We start from the raw sequence: 19,058 nt of genomic DNA on the forward strand, positions 1-19,058 counted from the left end.
TATGAAGCAGGCAATCAAACAGATGCTACAAGAAACGCCCTTTAAAGTGCAAATGTTTGTGAAAGATTGTAAAACTGAGCATTTTATTATCAGTGAAAAGCTAGACGGCATATTTTCCAGTGCTAGCTTAATTAAGGTGCCTATACTCATAGCTGTTCTAAATTATGTAGAAAGTAACAATATATCCTTAGAGCAAGTGATTAAGATAGCACCAGAAGAATGGGTTGAATTTAGTGTTATTAGTGAGCAGCGCCTAGAGCAAAGCACCATCTATGAGCTTTTAGTATGGATGATTATTACGAGTGATAATACAGCAACTAATGTACTCATCGATTTTCTAGGAATAAGTGGACTCAATCAATATTTTCGTGAAATTGGGCTTCCGCATACAACAATCCAACGCAAGATGATGGATTTTGAAAGGCTTGCAAAAGGCATTGATAATACTACATCAGCACGTGATATGGCACAGCTATTTTCGCGGATTTATCGCAGAAACCTGTTATCACCAGCATTTAGTGAGCTTACGCTAAATATTTTAAGCCGTCAACGTGTACACGAATCATTAAAGCGTTATTTAGTAGATGATGTGAAACTTGCACATAAAACAGGTGGTCTTGAGACGGTAGATCATGATGTTGGGATTGTGTACAGTAGCTCTGGGGATTATCTCATTGGTGTTTTCGTAACAGAGGTTACGAATAATGATTATGCAAGGCAGCTAATTGGTCGTATTTCCAAGGTTGCTTATGATTATTTGGTGAAGCGGGAGGGGATGATAAAATGAATGCCATTGTGACGTCAATGATTGCAAATTTACATGCAAAGCCAGATGAAGCCTCAGCATTAGTGGATGAGATACTATACGGAATGACGGTTCAAATCATGGCAGAAATTGATGAGAGCTGGGTACGTGTACAAACAGTTTATCGCTATGAAGGCTATTGCCAGAAGGATAACCTAATAGTTGATGAAATAAAAACGGATACTTGGCTACAAGAAGCAAACCATTTTATTAACCAAAGCTTCGCCGATGTTTTGCAGTTGCCTCAAATTCAAAGTGTGAAAATGATGACGCTCGTTAAAGGCTCACTCATCTGTTCTTCTGCTGTTGAAGAGCTAGATCCAGAATGGGCAACTGTGCAATTAGTGTCAGGTGAGATCGGCTATGTACGTAGGCAATGGTTACAAGAAAAAATACCAGAAAACAGCTTATCCGAGCACCAATTACGAGAAAATGTTGTCCGAACAGCGCTTAGCTATTTAGCAACACCCTATCGTTGGGGAGGGAAATCGCCGCTAGGTATTGATTGCTCAGGCCTTTGTTCAATGGCATATATGCTAAATGGGGTATATATTTATCGCGATGCCAAAATTGTTGAAGGTTTTCCTATCAAAGAAATATCACTAGAGCTCATACAAAAGGGAGACTTACTATACTTCCCAGGACATATTGCTTTATATATAGGGGATAACCTTTATGTACATTCTTCGCTTGGCGGGAATGAGGTTACTATTAATAGTCTAGACGACCAGCATCAGCAATATCGAAAAGATTTGGCAACAACAATAACCGCGGTAGGGACTCTATTTTAAAAGTTTTAATTAGATTTACAAAAAAATGATTTTATGTTTACCCACTATATTTGAATGAACGGAGGGTGAAGAATATGAGCAATTGTTTATTTATTAGTAAAGCTAATCTCATAATAAATAAACAAGAAGCTAATTTTCACCTGTCATATATCTATTCTACCACTCTTTGATTTTTACACATTGAGTGAATACGTATGTTGAGCGAGATGCTTCTGTTTACTAACAGAGGCGTCTTTTTTGGTTTTAAAAAAACCTGGTGTGATGTATATGAACAACTAAGTCAAATGGTTAAACACTCAAAAAATGAAAGGAGGATCTACATGATTTAAATTCACAATCCTACAATCAAAACGATAAAAGATTGCCAGACTTTAATTGATAATTTTAATCTTAAATGCATAATTGGCAAGATGAAATCGTAATTACCATCAATTACGTTTCACCAATGCGGAAGTTGAAGGGAAAAATAAACTCATTAAAGCCCTACAACGTCGTCACTTTTTCACGCGTAACCCGCAACACTATAAGGAAACGATTTTACTCGAGTGCAATGCAGAATGGATTGAATAAGGCTTTTAGTCAAGCACATGTTTTGCTGAAGAGCCTATTTTTGAAATAAATAAACTTTCATTAAGACACTCAGTAAAAATGGTTGTCTTTTCGTTATACGGCTAGTTAGTAGGAGAAGGGATTTTCGTCCATTTTATAGAAATTTAGTAAAGATCATTTTCAATCTATGATGAAAGAAACGAGGGGTGTGCTTATGGAAATGAATGAAAAAACATATCTAAGTATAGAAGAAATTATTTCAATACCAATTTTATCAGGTACAAATATAAGTGATGATGGCAAAAACGTTGCATTTGTCAAAAAGACTGCTAACTGGAAAAACAATAAATATAGGAATCATGTATGGATATATGAAAAAGATAAGGGGCAGTGCTACCCATTAACAACAGGAGATTTAGATAGCACATACCCGTTATGGTCTCCAGATTCTCGAGCTATCGCATACCTTAGCCCAGTTAATAAGAAAAATCAGCTCTTTGTGAAGTCAATAGATGGTTATAAAGGGGTTCAAATTACTGATGAGAAAGAAGGGGTCAGTCAATTCAAATGGGAGCCTGCTGGCAAGGGTTTTTATTATGTTGCACAGTCAAAAGAATCTGAGACGATAAAGAAACGTAAGGAACTATATGGAGATTTCCATCATATAGGCAAGGAATACCAGAATAATAGTTTATATTACATTGAAAGAGTGGTTCAAAATGATAATGATGAACACGATAGTGTTGTTTATCAGCTAACTGATGGTAAGGATTTTCATGTCCATGAATTTGATATTTCAGATGATGGGAAAAGGGTTGTATTAATGGCTACACCAAGCCCAAATATGGGAGATACTATTAATGGAGATCTATACATATTAGATATTAAAGCTGGAGAGCTGAAAAAGTTGAATATAGATAAGTTGTTGGGAGGGAGCGTTTGCTTTTCTCCTGAAGGCAGCAAAATATGTTACTCAGCAAGTATCAGGGGGAAGGATTACTATCAGACCCATATACAAGACAATACACTAGAGATCTATGATATTAATACTGGAGGGCGAATTCAACCTTTAAAAGATTTTGATAGCACGGTGATTCCATTACGGTGGACAGCTAAAGGAATTTTAATTAGATGGCAGCATAAAACGAATTATCTTATTGGGTTGCTATGTGAGGATGGCACTGTGGAAATGTTAAGCGAAACAATAAATAGTTTTATAATGGATGCTTCTATAACAAGGAACGGAAATCATTTAGCCTATAATAAAGCAATTACAAATGAAACCTTTGAAATCTATTTAGACGATAAAAAAATAACAAATGAAAATAACTTTTTCAAAGGAAAGATTAAAAGTAACAGGGAAATAATCTCATGGAAAAGTAGTGATGGACTTGAAATAGAGGGAGTTTTATCAACCCCAGTAGACTTTGACGCCAATAAAAAATATCCTTTATTAGTAGTAATTCATGGTGGTCCGGCTTGGGCGTCCTTTCCAATATTTTCAGACTGTTTTAATGAGAAATATCCTATTGAACAGTTTATCGAAAAAGGTTTTATCGTTTTAGAACCAAACTACAGGGGAAGTTCGGGATATGGTAATGAATTTTTAAAAGCAAACTATAGAAAACTGGGAATTGCTAACTACGAGGATGTTATATCTGGAGTGGATAAACTAGTTGACAAAGGGATGGCAGATAAAGATAGAGTAGGGGTTATGGGATGGAGCAACGGTGGCTATATATCAGCTTTTTGCTCTACATTTAGTAGTAGATTTAAAGCAGTTTCAGTTGGAGGGGGAATTACTAATTGGAGTAGCCATTATGTAAATACAGATATCCCTTACTTTATTAGGATGTATTTAGGAAATACTCCATGGAATGATCCAGAGATCTATAGCAAAACATCACCAATGACATATATTAAATCAGCCTGTACGCCTACTTTAATCCAACATGGCGAAAAGGATGCAAGAGTTCCAACTCCAAATGCATATGAGCTATATCAAGGATTAAGGGATATGGAAGTTGATACAGAATTAATAATATTTAAAGGAATGGCATATAGTTCTGACCAGCCAGGAATTAATGTGGCTATTATGAAGCAGAATTTGATGTGGTTTTCACATTATATTCTTGGAGAAAGTATGAAAGATTTTAAGGTTTTATGATTAATAAATGGATATCCGAACAGGATACAAATGGAAGCTTTTTTCTTATTAAGCCTATCCTTGTATATGAGGAGTTTTTATTAGAAGCATTAGTTTCGTGAAAGAAAGGTTCTATTAATAATACTAAAACCTCCATGCTACTAGGATAAATCCTATTAAGCTTGGAGGTTTTTCGTTAATATTGATAAATATTTAATTGTTGACCTGCTTCAAGTGTATCAGATCGAAGCTGATTCCATTGTTTAATGGACGTAACTTTAACATTATGAGCCTCTGCAATATGCATAAGAGAGTCACCATCAGTCACGGTAATTGTTTTTTTGTCTTTGACAGGGCTGTCATATTGTTGCAAGTCATACTTTGCAATTAGAGCATTTAGCTTTTCATTGTATCGTGAATCAGTTGCATAGGAGCCTGTTAAAAACTTCGTAGCATCTGTGTAGGACTTCGTATTGCTTATAAAAACGCCTGCATAGAAATCCTCGTTCCAGGAAACCCCATTAAGCATTAATTTAACATAATCTTCTATGGATGCCTCGTAGGAAGGATACTTGCGGAAATCAGCCATTACCGTTGTCATATTACCAGAACCATCATCCTCGGATGTTTCCAACTTTACTGAGTTATTTTGGTAACTACCTTTCATACCAAATAAATTGTTATTTGGAGCAGATCCGAGGCCACTTTGTCCGTGCTCACTTTCTAAAACGGCTTGCGCAATGATAACTGAAGCATACAAGTCATTTTCAGCACCAAGTTTCCGAGCAATTTCTGCAATGGAGCCAATAAACTCTTCAACACTAGGAGTAGTTTCGACAACTACAGGCTCTGTGGTTTCATTAGTATTGAACACCTGTGTCACCATAAAAAACGAAATACAGATAACAATAATTGCAATTATAAGACCTTTAAAGAAATTTATTAAGTATTTCATCGTTTCATTGATGTTGGTAGATTACAACATCTCTCTCTCCTTTCTATTCAATGTTAATATATTTCTAATTATTGCAGAGTCATCAATAGAAATAAAGTCATGTTTTTATTATAGTATACATAATTCATAGAACGAAAAATAACTCATTTAGTTCCTTATTTACCAGCAAGTTTTTGAAATGACAAGAATCATACATTAGTTACTTAGAAAAGTAAAAAATGGTATTATAAACTTTTAAAAAGCTATTATTTTCTTATAAAATAGTATTTTCATGTTACTTATACGATTTTCTTTTCAGTACGCGAATCAAAACTGTTTTTATTTTGGGGAATATCTGGTATTGAAAAGTCAGCAAGCAGCAGTTGCCAGAACATTAGAGAATCCTTCACATTTATAACCCAACCCTAACATTGGATGTAGAAAAAAGTTTGAAATGACTTTAATTCGTGAATTATATAGAATAAAATGATGTCTCTTTGAAAAGATGCTATTTAAAGGCCTTTAATGCTGAACGTATATGAAATGAAAAAGATAAAATTGCTCTTAGTTAAAATATCGAACAGGCGTGTTGATTAGGAAAAAAGTAGGTTTATTATTGAGCGGTAAATGGATTATTTTAATACTATTTTGCATATATATTTCCATTTTAACTGATTGTAGCGTAGGGCTATTCGACTCCCGCGGGAAAGCGAGACAGACGAGACCCTGCACGGAGCGAATGTTTTCTATGCGAAAGCGTAGTGACAGCAATACTGTTTTATCTGTGCGAAAGCGTAGTGCTAACGAAGCGTCAGCGACAAAGCGAGTAGCCCGTAGCGGAAATCAGCTCTTCGAATGTATAAAAAGGGTTGATCAACACACCTGAATATCGAATTAATATTTTAAGATTACTTACAGAGTATGTGATTATTGAGAAGCATTACAAAAGGAGCTTATACAATGATAACATTTGAAAATGTCACAAAAAAATATGTAAATGACCAAGTCGCAGTGAAAGCTATTAATTTGGAAATCAATAAGGGAGAATTTTTTGTTCTTATCGGACCTAGTGGCTGTGGAAAAACAACATTATTAAAGATGATTAATCGATTAATTCATTTAACGGAAGGAACCATTCGAATTAACGGCAAAAGAATTAGTGATTATAACATACATGAATTACGTTGGAATATCGGCTATGTACTACAACAAATTGCACTTTTCCCCCATATGACGATTGAAGAAAATATAGCAGTAGTTCCTGAATTAAAGAAATGGAGTAAACCGCAAGTCCAGCAACGAGTCCATGAGTTATTGGATATGGTTGGACTTGAACCAGATAAATATAGTCAACGCAAGCCAAAAGAGCTTTCTGGTGGCCAACAACAAAGAGTTGGTGTTATTCGTGCGTTAGCAGCTGATCCCGAAATCATTTTAATGGATGAGCCTTTTAGTGCATTAGATCCGATTAGTCGCACAAAATTACAAGATGATCTTCTGGAGCTTCAGCGAACAATACAAAAAACGATTGTCTTCGTTTCGCATGATATGCAAGAGGCCTTAAAATTAGGCGATCGAATTTGTGTAATGAAGGATGGAGAGATTGTACAGATTGGTACTCCTCATGAAATCATACAAAATCCTGTGAATGATTTTGTTCGTGAATTTATTGGTGTAAAAGAGTATGGAATGAATATTTTCCATCTCCAAGCTGTAATCGAACCAATTGCTGATAAAGATGATCAAAGAAATATAGAGAACACCATCTCTTCTAAAGAATCTTTACATACGATTCTTCAAAAATTAGCTCAATATGAGTGTTTAGGTGTGGAAGATAACGGAAAAATAATTGGCGTAATCACAAGAGCATCGATGCTTCAGTATTTAGCACAGCATGATTCCTTAGAAAGAGGTAATGAAAATGACTAATTTCTTTGAAGTGTTTAGCGAACGAAAAGGCCAACTATGGGCATCGTTATTAGAGCATATTCAAATTTCCTTTATTGCGCTATTTTTTGCAGTGGTAATAGCTATACCTCTAGGAATCTATTTAACAAATAAAAAGAAAATAGCGGAAAGTATTATTGGGATTAGTGCTGTTTTACAAACAATTCCTTCATTAGCGCTATTAGGTTTATTAATTCCTCTGTTTGGCATCGGAAAAGTACCTGCAATTATTGCCCTAGTTGTTTATGCTCTTCTTCCGATTTTACGTAATACATTTACGGGAATAAACGAAGTGGATCCATCATTAAAAGAGGCGGCAATGGCCATGGGGATGAATTCACGAAAGCGATTAATAAAGGTAGAATTGCCACTTGCAATGCCTGTTATCATGGCAGGGATTAGAACAGCTATGGTATTAATCGTTGGAACGGCAACTTTGGCAGCATTAATCGGAGCGGGGGGATTAGGAGATATCATTTTGCTTGGTATTGACCGAAATAATCCATCACTTATTATTTTAGGAGCTGTTCCTGCGGCGATTTTAGCATTAGTATTCGACTTTTTGCTAAAAAAGCTAGAATCACTTTCGTTTAGAAAAACGATTACAGCATTGAGCGCTATTAGCGTTGTGGCATTAATAATGATGATCCTGCCACTACTAAACTTCAAAGAGCAAGAAGAAATTGTCATTGCAAGCAAGCTTGGCTCTGAGCCTGAAATTCTTATCAATATGTATAAATTGCTTATTGAGGATGAAACAGACTTAAAGGTGCAATTAAAACCTGGACTAGGTAAAACTTCCTTTGTATTTAATGCGCTAAAATCTGGCAGTATCGATATTTATCCAGAATTTACGGGGACAGCTATTTCAGAGTTTTTAAAAGAGGAAGCTATCAATAATAATCAGGAGGATGTTTATAATCAGGCAAAAGAAGGAATGATGAACAAATTTGACATGGTAATGTTAAGTCCGATGAAATATAACAATACGTATGCACTGGCTGTGTCAAAGGAAATGGCCGAAACCTATCATTTGCAATCAATTTCTGACCTTAAGCCTATTCAAGAAACGATAAAAGCCGGCTTCACATTGGAATTTAATGATCGAGAAGATGGTTATTTGGGCATTCAAAAACGTTATGGCATGACATTTTCTAATATAACAACAATGGAGCCAAAGCTTAGATATCAAGCTATCCAAACAGGAAATATCGATTTATTAGATGCTTACTCAACAGATAGTGAGATACGTCAATACAATTTGCAAGTTTTGACGGATGATCAGCAATTATTTCCACCTTATCAAGGGGCACCTTTACTAAGAAAAGAGACGCTAGACAAATATCCTGAGATCGAAACAGCCTTAAATAAACTGGCAAATCAAATTACAGATGATGAGATGCGTGAAATGAATTATCAAGTCAATGTAGAAGGTAAAAATGTAGCGGATGTGGCACGTGAATATTTAATAAAGGCAGGACTGCTGTAAAACTAAAATCATAGAAACAAGTAGCTAGAAAAGAAATGGTGATCTTTTATCTAGCTACTTTTTTTCTTAGAGAACTTCTTTTGAGCGAATGTAACGGATTTAAACGCTTTTTGTATCGGAATTCCATTCAATAGTCGAAAGCAAGGAAACAAACGGGAAGATTAAAAACAAAGAATTCAATCCATAATTGCCTAATATCCATATATTAATACAACTAACCAGAGCTAAACCAATTAGGTTAAAGAGAATGAAATAAGTTATTTTATTTTGTAGTTGTTTAATCAAATAGAGATCAATAGGTACTACGAAAATAATTATGAATAAATAGATTGCTAAAAAAGGCAGCACAAAAAACATGAGATTTTCGAACATTGTAAACCTGATTAATGCGGAATCGGAGTTTTCCTCGATGAATTGAATACTTAAAGTAGTCAACAAAGCCACTATTAACGGTAATAAAAGTATTTTGAATATGTTATTACGACTTTTTTTCATGTTTACCTCATTGTATTAACTTACTTGTTGATAACAATTATAGAGAAAATATTTAAAAATTGCTAAGTTTTGGTTTGTTGCTTAAAGTTGTAGACGACATTTGTTAAAACGTATGCTTTATATGCAAGTTAACTGGAAACTCGGTAGCTCCTTGCGTATTAGTGTCACAGAAGGAAACACTAGAGCGAGCCAGTAGACTTTATCGAAAAAGTATGAAAATAGTAGGATACGTTACTATACGTATTATCTCAGTGCAGAAAGTTAGTCTAACATTGTCTTATCTGTAACAATGTATCTGTGGGAAAGTGAAGCCACAACGTTAATAACGCCGAGGTGTAATTGATAGAATACATCATTTTACATGCGACTATGTTCTTGGGTATATTATACTTATTTTCTGAAAGTTAAGAGATATATACTTTTTTTAGTACATTCATAATTATTATTCGAAGAAAACAACTTAAAAAAGACTGAATATGCAAATTAATGGAATTTGAAATATTAGATTGAATTATTAAAAAAACAATATTTGGATTGTCATTGCTTCAATAGTATAATTTCTTCCAATGCAAGTTGTTTTGGTGATAAATGTGGATTAAAATGGGTATCAGCTCAAATAATAGATTCATCACCATAACGTGGGGGTGATTTATGTTCCAACTGGACAAATATCATTTTTGGTGATGAAACAAAAAATAGCTTTATTAGTATAATTTTTTTATTGAGCTAAAAATTTATGAAGATACATCTTGGAGGAAGAAATGAAAAAGAGTTTATTTTTAATGTCTTCGCTAGTTTTATCCACTTCAATTATTCTTAGTGGCTGTGGAAACAGTGAGGATGAAGCAAAAAAAGACGATAATTCAAAGAACACACAGGAAGAAAAAGGACAAGAACAAGATAAAGTCAAAAAAGACGAGCCTAAAAAAGATAAGAAATCAACTGAAGGATCAGCTGACTTTGCTTCTTTAATTTCCTATATGGAAAAGGAAACTCAAGGGAAAACTAAAGTTCTTTTTGAAAACAATGAACCCCAAGTACATAAAATGGAGAATGTTTCAATTTCACTTGATGCATATTCAGTAGTAGAATTAAAGGATTTCCATACTGATTTTAATATTCCTTTTAACGAGGAAACAAATGGTGGTGTCATTTTAGCTAAATACACAGTGAAAAATGACATGGATAAAGATGTTTATTATACGCCTACTTTAGATATTACATTTACGGGTGCAGATAAATATTATACGAACTATAAGGAATTAATTCCTAAAGAAGATCAATTGCCAACAAAACTAGGCTATGAAACAGATTATTTGCTAAAAAAGGGTGAAGAGGTAACAGGATATATCGCTTATCCATTCGGTGCAACAGATTTAGCAAAAATCAATGAACTGGGCACAGTATCAGTTATGGTTCCAGTACCGCTTTCTGAAAAAGAAAAATATGATGCTACTATTGGTTCAGAAGGAAGATTTAATCTTGCTTTAAATACGGATGGTTCGAAAAAAGTATCAAGTAACGCATCATTCTATCAAGATAAAGTAACGATGGACAATATGGGTGAAAAGAAGATGCTGAAAGAAAAAAGCGGCATCAATGACAGTAAAAAAATTGGTGATGTAAATGCTATTTTAGATGGATATCAGTTTACAGCATTTACACCAAATGAGGTGGAAGCTCCTCGTTTCTCCAATTTCACAAACGGTGTTACTTTATTAACAGTGAAATTTAAGCTAGACAATAAAGCTGCTAGTGAAATTGGCTTATCTTCTATGTCTTCAAAATTAACTGTTAATGATGGAGCGCAATATTTATTGAGCGAAGGCATGTTATTAAATTACAGTTATAATGACGTTGTTAAAGCTGGAGAAACTGGCGAGCTATTGCAAGTATTCGTATTAGACCAAGAGCAATATGAAAAAATTTGGAAAGATAAATCCTTTGAAATTGAATTAGGTCCAATTCGAGATCAAGGGGCAAAGGATACTTCTAAAGGCCATAAAGTAACGTTTACATTACCAAAATAAATTGTAAAAGCCCTCTCATATTGTTTTGAGAGGGCTAATTTTATATTTACCAGCCTTGAAGCCCTAAACCTTTTTTATGGGACGATTCTAGTAGCACAAGTTTTTCTTCCCATTCATTACATATTGTCTCCCAATAATGTAAAGGTTCTAGAGTAGAATCAATCTTTCGTAACTTAGTCCTTAATTGATGAGGGATTGCCAAGATTTTATCACTAAATTTCATTTCCTCTTTATCTCGAAAATCATTGTAGTATTTAGTAATTTTATTAACATACCGTTTATAGATTGCTAGCGAATGACAAAAAGTCTCTATTGATGAATTTACAAATATACGTTCAATGTTTTCTAAATTGTTGTAGTCTAGTAAAAAGATTTCATCGCTAGCTCGATTGAGCACAAAGTATTCATAATTGGTATGTTCTTTAATTAAATAGAAATCCTCAAACATCAAATAATTTGGTAGCTTATTTATAATATCTGCATAGTACCAATCACTTTCAAGTTTCTTTAAAGGTTCCTTCTCACCAGATTGCTCTAAATTTGATATTTCTCTTTGTAATTTCATTTCTTTTAGTGAGGAATAACTTCTCAAAAATCCTTTAGCAATTGATAAAAATTTATATTTTTTGCGGAACTTTTCAAAGTCATCTCCAATATTCTCAACTAAAAAATCAATTGAAGTTTGAGAGATTCCTTTCTGATCCATTTGCAAGATAGCTCTATATGTATGTAAAGAATCCAATTTATATATACTCCCTTTCTAAGTTATAAACTTTCTTCTATTGTAATATTATACCGAATTTAGTTTGCTTTATAAATCGAATTAAAACAATGAAATTTTAATGATAAACATTAAATAATTATTGAAAAGGATAAAATAGAACGTATAATTAACATTAAGAGAGGGGATGCTTGAATGGAACAAACACTTCAAAGTAAAGAATTTCGATTTTTAACAAAAGGGTTACGTACAGTTTTTACAATCATTATGGTTTTGATGATATTTGGACTTACTATGATAGGTGTATTTTTAGTTGGAGCAATTTTTGTGCCCGAGAATCAAGTAAACAATTTTCTAACACAGGGTTATTTAACAGCTTCTGCTCATTTAGGTGGTATGGAAATTGAATTAGCAGATAAGGTAGCGAAAGATATCCAATATACAAAAATGAATTTCGTGAAATTATTATTTACTGCTACAATATACATAGGAATATTATTATTTATCGTTGTCCAAGTAAGGAATCTATTAAGTAATTTAAGTAAGGGGATTATTTTTTCAGGAACGAATAGTAGAAAAATGGAGTGGATTGCTTACGCTGTAGTTGTATTAAGCTTAACAGTAGATTCATTTCAAACGTACATTGCCTATATTGTTATTGAACAATTTAATTTAGATGAGTTGTTAGTAGGTACAGGATTGATAAAAGGATTAACCTTTCATTTTACTGGAATTAATTGGACGTTACTATTATGTGGATTAGCCATTTGGACGATAGCACGTGTAGTTCGATACGGTGCGTTTTTGCAAGATGAATATGATGCAACAGCTTAGGAAGTGAAGAAATGACAATAATTATTCGGTTAGATCGAATGCTTGCTGATCGAAAAATGCAGCTAAGTGAGCTAGCAGAAAAGGTTGATGTGTCGATTGTCAATCTATCCAACTTAAAAACAGGAAAGGTTAGAGCCGTACGTTTTTCTACATTAAATGCGATATGTAAGGCATTGGGCTGTCAACCTGGAGATATTTTAGAATATATAGAGGATGAAGAAGAATAATAGGGACCCGAAGAGTGAATGCTGTTCGGGTCTCGAAACTTTTACTTTTATAATTGACGATATGAGTGAAGAGCTATAAAATAAAAAAGACCGACCAGACGGTTTTTTATTTTATAAGGAGGCTATGAAATGTCATCAAAAGCTGATTTAAAGCGATTACATATTATCCAAACCGCGATTCAATATTTGAAGGACAATGATGTAAGTACGTTGACTTTAGATAAGATTGCAAGTAGGGGGAATATTAGTAAGGGCGGATTACTCTATCATTTTAAAACGAAGGATGCGCTTCAAACAGCGATAGCCGAAACGATTTTGAATGACGTTATGCATTTATATGAGCATCTAGCAAGCCAAGAGCAAGGGACAGGGAGATTGACGAGAGCATTTATTTTAGCTTCTCAAAAAGATCTTGCGAAAGGGGCATCCTTAAATATTGCGATTCAAATTTTGCAACAGGACCATGCATCGATTGCATCAGCCTACGAATGCTTACTAGAAGAGTTGTTTGAAGATGGGTTAGAGGTCTCTATTGTCCATTTGATTCGGTTAACGATTGATGGATTGTATTATTCAAAACGGTTAAATATTGCACCGATTTCTACTGAAGCAATAGAGGGTGTCTTTGAACAATTAATGCAAATGACAAGGAAGGAATACCATATATGAGTGCTTTTGGTTTATTATTAATTGCAATTATCTCAGAAGTTTTTGCAAGCTCAATGTTGAAACTAACAAATGGATTTAAACGAATATTACCGACAATCGGTGTAGTGGTTGGATATGGAACAGCTTTTTATTTCCTATCTTTAACATTACAATCTTTAGCAATTGGTACGGCATATGCGATTTGGGCAGGATTAGGAACCGCGCTCACAGCAATAGTCGGTGTAGTCTTTTATAAGGAATTATTCAATTTTAAAAAGCTTATGGGTATTCTATTAATTATTGTCGGTGTGGTTATTCTTAACCTTGCTGGTAGTGGACATTAAGGAGGAATTTGCAAATGAACGGTTATTTATTTTTAATGTTATCCATTGTCAGCGAAGTATTTGCCACAACGATGCTTAAATATTCTGAAGGATTTACAATTCTAGGTCCATCGATTGCAGTCGCAATTGGATATGGCATTTCGTTCTATTCATTATCGCTATGTTTAAAAACGCTACCGTTAAGCCTAGCCTATGCCGTTTGGTCTGGAATAGGTACAGCATTAACAGTCATTGTGGGAATCGTGTTATGGGGAGATGTGTTTAATCTTTACTCAGCCATCGGAATCACACTTATTATTGGTGGGGTTATTCTTCTAAATCATGGGAATGAAAATAATGCCACAACATAGCGTCAAATAAAGAAAACGTCCAAATTAAATGGACGTTTTCTTTATTTTGTAGAACCCTTTTTTAATAAAAATTTAATGAAAGATTGGATGAGTTACTCATATTTGCTTTCTTAAAAAACGGATTTATTCCATCAGAAATGCCTTCAATTGTTATCATCCTAAATTCCTCTTTATTTAGGTTTATTTAATTTCCCCATTTTTGATGTTTCTCTCACGAAAAAAGTCGTCATATTCCTAAGCTCTACATATTATAACGAGAAGGTATTAAATATTTTTGTAATGGATTCATTGATGACAGATGGCTCATTAAGACCGGGGAGGGGCTGGGGGAATTGAATAATGACAACAAAAGAAACCATTTTTTATGCGATGCACTCTACGACATAAAAGCACTCCAGGATATGATGAAAGATTTTCATTCTAAATACTTTGGACAGCTGCTTGTGAAAATAGTGGGAAGTGATACGATACCCTTCTTTTTAGTAACACACAACGGTACTCATTTAAAATTATTGGATACAGTAAAGCAGTTTGAAACAGAGTTTTTTCGTATAGAGGCTATTGATAGGGAGCGTTGCCGTGGAACTATTTCGCTTTTACGTGCCTTTGATTATGAAGACCGGGATACGAATTTGATTGCAGATGTTGTGAGGTTAGAAAAAACATCTACGGAAAAATCTATTGAATTAAGTGGTATATATGCGATTCAGTTATTAAAGCCTGAAATGTTAAAAGGGAAATTAATCATTGAGCCAAAATGGTGAATGAAATTTTAAGTACCTAAAAGAGGCGTGTTCACTATTGATCGATAAAGGGATTTTTTTGTTGATAGTTTGCTAGTGTATGCCCATTTTTAACCGATACTTGCCCGCAGCAGAGATCAGTGTCTTTTAAAATAGATAAAGATGGTTAATTAACATACATGTTACTAAAATAACATAAAAATTAGAGCATATGTCTATATGCACGTTACATTAGCTGAATTTATTAGAGAGAGAATTAGATGAAAGGAAGAGATACATGGCATGACAATTATTGGAATGTTACATCATCGTTTAGATCCTAGAACAGTTATTAAGTCATATGCATATGCGGCTGTCGCAAAAGCAGAGGGAGCTCAATTTTTTTATTTTACACCAAAAAGCGTTAACTTTGATAAACGCTCCATTAGAGGAAAGGTATATGAGAATGGTGATTGGCATGATAAAATGATGCCCTTCCCAGATGTCATATACAATGCGGGAAGTCCCGAAAAATTATCGGTATCAAAGGACATTATTGATAAATTGAAAAAGGAAATCCCTTTTACAACTTACTCTATAGGTAATAAATGGAATGTGATGAAGCGTCTTGAGGAAGCTAAGGAGTTTGAAAAATATTTAATCCCATCTGAGATTGTGGAAAATGTTGATATACTCCATAATTTTATGGCTTATTATAAAAAAGTCGTATTTAAACCGATAGATGGCCGGAAAGGAAAAGGGATTTATTTTATTTCGAAAGTAGGGAGAACTAACTTTGAGGTAAGGAAGGATAGGGAAACTACTGTTTGTTCAAAGTTACAGCTAGATGAATTAATTAGAGGGCAACTTACTACAGGCACCTTTATCGTGCAGCCTTTTATCCAATCCATAACAAAATCGGGTCAAATATATGATTTTCGTCTTCACGTTCAAAAAGACGGTGAAGGTAAATGGGTTATAACGACAATTTATCCACGAATTGCACCAAATGGCTCGATTATACCGAATATTAACAATGGTGGCTTTACTAATTATTTAGATCCTTTTCTAGAGCAGGAATTTAAAGACGAAGCCTATGATATTCGGCGTATGTTAGAGCATTTTTCCTTGTCACTGGCTCGACATTTAGATGAAATTCAGATAGTGCAATTTGGCGAAGTTATTGATGAAATTGGCATTGATATAGGCTTAGATGAGCAAAGAAAAATTTGGATGTATGAAGTGAACTGGCGACCAGGTTGTCCTCCTGCTTTTTATTTAGAATTAGATGTGGTCATTAATACTATAAGGTATGCAATGTACCTCGCTAAGAACCAGAAACAAATTAAAAGGGAGATTAGGCAACATAAGAAAAATAAGGATATAGCCGAAGTTAAAATGGAGATTACACAACAAGAGGAGTATCAAGAAATAGTTGAGGTTAAAAGGGAAATTACGCAACGGAAGAAAAATAAAGATATAGCTGGAGAAAAGGCTTTACCGATTATTGCGATTACCGGAAGTGCTGGAAAAACGACATCAAAAGCATTCCTTGCCTCTATTTTATCGAAAAAATGGAATATCTTTGAGTCAAAAGATTATTGGAATACAACAGAGCATACGAAAAAACATAAAGAAGAAATTAATGATTCGCATGAGGCTGTTGTGCTTGAGTACGGGATGGCTTACCCAGGCATCATAACAAATCACTGTAGCATTATCCAACCAAATATTAGTATTATTACAAATATCGGTTTAGCTCATGTGGGCAACTTTGACGGAGATATTAAAGGTGTGGCCAAGGCAAAGTCGGAATTAATCCATGGAATGGACCAAAACGGTTTATTAATCCTGAATAAGGATGATGAGAATTCGAAATATTTAGAGAAACGGCAGTTTAAAGGGGAAATCTTAACAGTTGGTATTCATGGTACAGCTGACTATAATGCTTATGATATCCAGTATAAAGACATCGGTATGACCTTTAAAATAAAGCTACAAGGACAGGAAATTGCCATGTATATCCCAATTTTAGGAGAACATCATGTTTATAATGCGCTAAATGCCATTGCGGTAGCAGATTATTTAGGGTTTAGTCCAGAAGATATTAAAGCAGGATTGAATTTCAAAAAACCACCTAGAAGATTAACTATTTATAACTGTCGTGATGACATTACGATCATTGATGATACTGTTCACTCACATCCGCAGGGCGTACGTGCCGCTATTGACGTTCTTTCAAATATAGCGAAGAAACGTAAAATTGCTATTATTGGACAAATGCGAGAATTAGGGGATTTGAGAGAAGAGGAATATCGTAAATTAGGCGAATTCATTTATGAGCAAGACATAGATTTATTCATTACTTATGGCTTTAGAACGGAGGAAATGGGAGCGGCAGCGAAGGCAAAAGGGATGGATCCTTCTAAAATTTATCATTTCCTAGATAAGGAAAAATTGCATGCCCTCTTGGAGAAAGTCATAAAACCTAACGACACCATTTTAGTAAAGGGTGCTAGTAAAACGAATATGTTTGATACGGTTAAATTTTTAGATCAAAAATATCAAGAATAAATAAAAAAGCCCGAGTAATTGCCCTTTGAAGGAAGCAATTACTCGGGATATTTTTTAGTTAAATAAATCATTGTATGAGAGCATTTTCAGAAAGTACTTTAATTCTAAGATGCTTTGAGAATGAATTTTATTTCTTTTGCGGCTTCTATGGCTTTATTTTTTGCTTCAGCTAATGTTGCGCCTTCCGCAATTACATATGCATAACGATGTCCCATCGATAAAGGAGGGGTCAATAATGTCCCTCTTTTTGGCTTCACATATACATCCACAACTCCTGGTGAATTCGTTGCTCTATTTCTTCCAAGAACTTTTTCTAAAATACCCTTACTTTCTACAATGATGTATTTTGTATAAACAAACTTTCTATGCTTTGGTTTGATATCGGGCTGTTCACCTAAGAATAGTTTAAGCGTTTCTTCCACTAAACTAAATCCAAAAGCAGCGTGAAGCATAGTATTCATTGCCCCCCCTGAAATTCGAGGATTAATCTCGATAAGCTTCCAGCCGTTCTTTGTTAAACGAAGCTCTAAATGCAAAGCACCATTTTCGATGTTAAACTCTTTTACAATAGATTTGAGAACTTCCTCAAGACCACTTTGAATTTCTTTTGGAGCTTTAACGAGAACACCGTATCCAGTAATGATAAAACGTTTACCTTGAGTAATTTCTTGTTCGATAATACCGATGATATTAGCTTGACGTTTATAGACAAGTGCTTCTACTAAATATTGCGGACCTTCGATATATTCTTCAATCATAAGTGTTTCACGAGGATTTTTACTTCGTAGATAGCTCAGGTGTTTGTTCAGTTCACTTGAGTCGTTTGCTAACAAAACATCTTTAGAGCCTGTTGATTTTGGAGATTTCACAATAAGTGGGAATTCAAAGTTATTAGAGACGGCCTCACTTGGCTTGAGAAGAAAAAACTTAGGCGAATAAGGCTGATTCTTTAAAAAATTTCTAGTTTTCTCTTTATCCTCCATCATTTCAATAGCTGTTGAAGATGTATAGTTATCACAAAATTCATCACATAAAATTGAGGCAATATGGACAAAAGGGTCGACAAAACTAACAATAGATTTTATTTCTAATCCGAATTTAATTAAATTATGAATCTCAACTTTCATGTTTTCTATATTCGAAGTATCAATAAGAACCATTTGATGAATATCTGGGTAGGCTTTTCTCTGCTGTAATTGCTTTTTGTTGTTAGTAAAAAGTACAGTAAAATAACCTAATTTTTCTGCTGCTTTTGTTGCTTCGCGACTTGACCCAGATTTGTTAGTGCCGATAAATATAATCGTTTTCAGGTATATCACTCCTTCTATTGTTACTTAGATGTGTAATCAACTATATATATATGCGAAGAAATAGGTTTCCTCTAGTTAAGTATCTCGTGTACATCCAAGCAACTTTTAATAAGTTACATATACTAGAGTGGAAGGGAGGGAA

Annotated in this window: 17 protein-coding genes and 1 pseudogene; 15 read left to right on the forward strand and 3 right to left on the reverse strand. The window is 34.2% G+C overall.

All coding sequences use genetic code 11. The annotated features are described in order from the left end of the window. The first annotated feature begins 1 nt into the window (after position 1). The 4 genes and pseudogenes from QUF91_RS10315 to QUF91_RS10325 all read left to right on the forward strand — a co-directional run bounded on the left by QUF91_RS10315 (position 2) and on the right by QUF91_RS10325 (position 4,312). Positions 2-787 carry a serine hydrolase gene (locus QUF91_RS10315; RefSeq protein ID WP_289417708.1) on the forward strand — a complete coding sequence of 262 codons (786 nt, stop codon included), beginning with the start codon at positions 2-4 and terminating at the stop codon, positions 785-787. After that, the gene (locus QUF91_RS10320) at positions 784-1,596 is read left to right on the forward strand and encodes a C40 family peptidase (RefSeq protein ID WP_289417709.1); all 813 of its coding nucleotides are present in this window, start codon (positions 784-786) and stop codon (positions 1,594-1,596) included. Before QUF91_RS10315 ends, QUF91_RS10320 begins: the two co-directional genes overlap by 4 nt. A 394-nt stretch (positions 1,597-1,990) precedes the next feature. After that, positions 1,991-2,166, forward strand: a pseudogene (locus QUF91_RS28290) (transposase); the annotation flags it as partial. Between the two features lie 193 nt (positions 2,167-2,359). Next, positions 2,360-4,312, forward strand: coding sequence for a S9 family peptidase (locus QUF91_RS10325; protein WP_289417710.1), 1,953 nt, complete (start codon positions 2,360-2,362; stop codon positions 4,310-4,312). Positions 4,313-4,487: 175 nt separating this feature from the next. On the opposite strand, the gene QUF91_RS10330 is transcribed toward QUF91_RS10325, so the two are convergent. After that, positions 4,488-5,165, reverse strand: a complete 678-nt coding sequence (locus tag QUF91_RS10330) for a glucosaminidase domain-containing protein (RefSeq protein ID WP_289417711.1) — start codon at positions 5,163-5,165, stop codon at positions 4,488-4,490. Positions 5,166-5,973: 808 nt separating this feature from the next. Between QUF91_RS10330 and QUF91_RS10335 the strand changes: the two genes are divergently transcribed. From QUF91_RS10335 to QUF91_RS10350, 4 genes are all read left to right on the forward strand, one after another. After that, a complete protein-coding gene (locus QUF91_RS10335) occupies positions 5,974-6,111 on the forward strand; it encodes a hypothetical protein (protein ID WP_289417712.1) in 138 nt (45 codons plus the stop codon). A 74-nt stretch (positions 6,112-6,185) separates the two neighbouring features. After that, positions 6,186-7,154, forward strand: coding sequence for an ABC transporter ATP-binding protein (locus QUF91_RS10340; protein ID WP_289417713.1), 969 nt, complete (start codon positions 6,186-6,188; stop codon positions 7,152-7,154). After that, positions 7,147-8,661 carry an osmoprotectant update ABC transporter permease/substrate-binding subunit OpuFB gene (opuFB, locus tag QUF91_RS10345; protein ID WP_289417714.1) on the forward strand — a complete coding sequence of 505 codons (1,515 nt, stop codon included), beginning with the start codon at positions 7,147-7,149 and terminating at the stop codon, positions 8,659-8,661. Before QUF91_RS10340 ends, opuFB begins: the two co-directional genes overlap by 8 nt. A 1,256-nt stretch (positions 8,662-9,917) precedes the next feature. Continuing rightward, positions 9,918-11,186, forward strand: a complete 1,269-nt coding sequence (locus QUF91_RS10350; RefSeq protein WP_289417715.1) for a DUF5068 domain-containing protein — start codon at positions 9,918-9,920, stop codon at positions 11,184-11,186. 46 nt (positions 11,187-11,232) lie between these two features. On the opposite strand, the gene QUF91_RS10355 is transcribed toward QUF91_RS10350, so the two are convergent. After that, the gene (locus QUF91_RS10355) at positions 11,233-11,928 is read right to left on the reverse strand and encodes an SUKH-4 family immunity protein (RefSeq protein WP_289417716.1); all 696 of its coding nucleotides are present in this window, start codon (positions 11,926-11,928) and stop codon (positions 11,233-11,235) included. Between the two features lie 174 nt (positions 11,929-12,102). Here QUF91_RS10355 and QUF91_RS10360 point away from each other — a divergent pair, with 174 nt between their 5' ends. The 7 genes from QUF91_RS10360 to QUF91_RS10390 all read left to right on the forward strand — a co-directional run bounded on the left by QUF91_RS10360 (position 12,103) and on the right by QUF91_RS10390 (position 17,606). Continuing rightward, positions 12,103-12,741 (forward strand): DUF2975 domain-containing protein, encoded by a 639-nt coding sequence (locus QUF91_RS10360; RefSeq protein WP_285399203.1) that lies wholly within the window; start codon positions 12,103-12,105, stop codon positions 12,739-12,741. Positions 12,742-12,752: 11 nt separating this feature from the next. Beyond that, positions 12,753-12,968 carry a helix-turn-helix domain-containing protein gene (locus tag QUF91_RS10365; protein ID WP_285399205.1) on the forward strand — a complete coding sequence of 72 codons (216 nt, stop codon included), beginning with the start codon at positions 12,753-12,755 and terminating at the stop codon, positions 12,966-12,968. A gap of 129 nt (positions 12,969-13,097) precedes the next feature. Then, positions 13,098-13,637 (forward strand): TetR/AcrR family transcriptional regulator, encoded by a 540-nt coding sequence (locus QUF91_RS10370; RefSeq protein ID WP_285399207.1) that lies wholly within the window; start codon positions 13,098-13,100, stop codon positions 13,635-13,637. Then, entirely contained in the window at positions 13,634-13,960 is a 327-nt protein-coding gene (locus QUF91_RS10375; RefSeq protein ID WP_285399209.1) for a DMT family transporter, read from the forward strand. The genes QUF91_RS10370 and QUF91_RS10375 overlap by 4 nt, the downstream gene beginning before the upstream one ends. A gap of 14 nt (positions 13,961-13,974) precedes the next feature. Continuing rightward, positions 13,975-14,310 (forward strand): DMT family transporter, encoded by a 336-nt coding sequence (locus QUF91_RS10380; RefSeq protein WP_289417717.1) that lies wholly within the window; start codon positions 13,975-13,977, stop codon positions 14,308-14,310. Between the two features lie 332 nt (positions 14,311-14,642). Beyond that, on the forward strand, positions 14,643-15,074 hold the full coding sequence (locus tag QUF91_RS10385) for a hypothetical protein (protein WP_289417718.1): 432 nt from the start codon (positions 14,643-14,645) through the stop codon (positions 15,072-15,074). Between the two features lie 261 nt (positions 15,075-15,335). After that, complete coding sequence (locus tag QUF91_RS10390; protein ID WP_285397248.1) at positions 15,336-17,606, forward strand: YheC/YheD family protein; 2,271 nt, start codon at positions 15,336-15,338, stop codon at positions 17,604-17,606. 104 nt (positions 17,607-17,710) lie between these two features. Here the strand turns inward: QUF91_RS10390 and QUF91_RS10395 are convergent, their stop codons facing one another. Then, the gene (locus tag QUF91_RS10395; protein ID WP_285397255.1) at positions 17,711-18,916 is read right to left on the reverse strand and encodes an ATP-grasp domain-containing protein; all 1,206 of its coding nucleotides are present in this window, start codon (positions 18,914-18,916) and stop codon (positions 17,711-17,713) included. Between the last annotated feature and the right edge of the window lie 142 nt (positions 18,917-19,058).

This window comes from Lysinibacillus sp. G4S2, assembly GCF_030348505.1.
GTDB lineage: Bacteria > Bacillota > Bacilli > Bacillales_A > Planococcaceae > Lysinibacillus.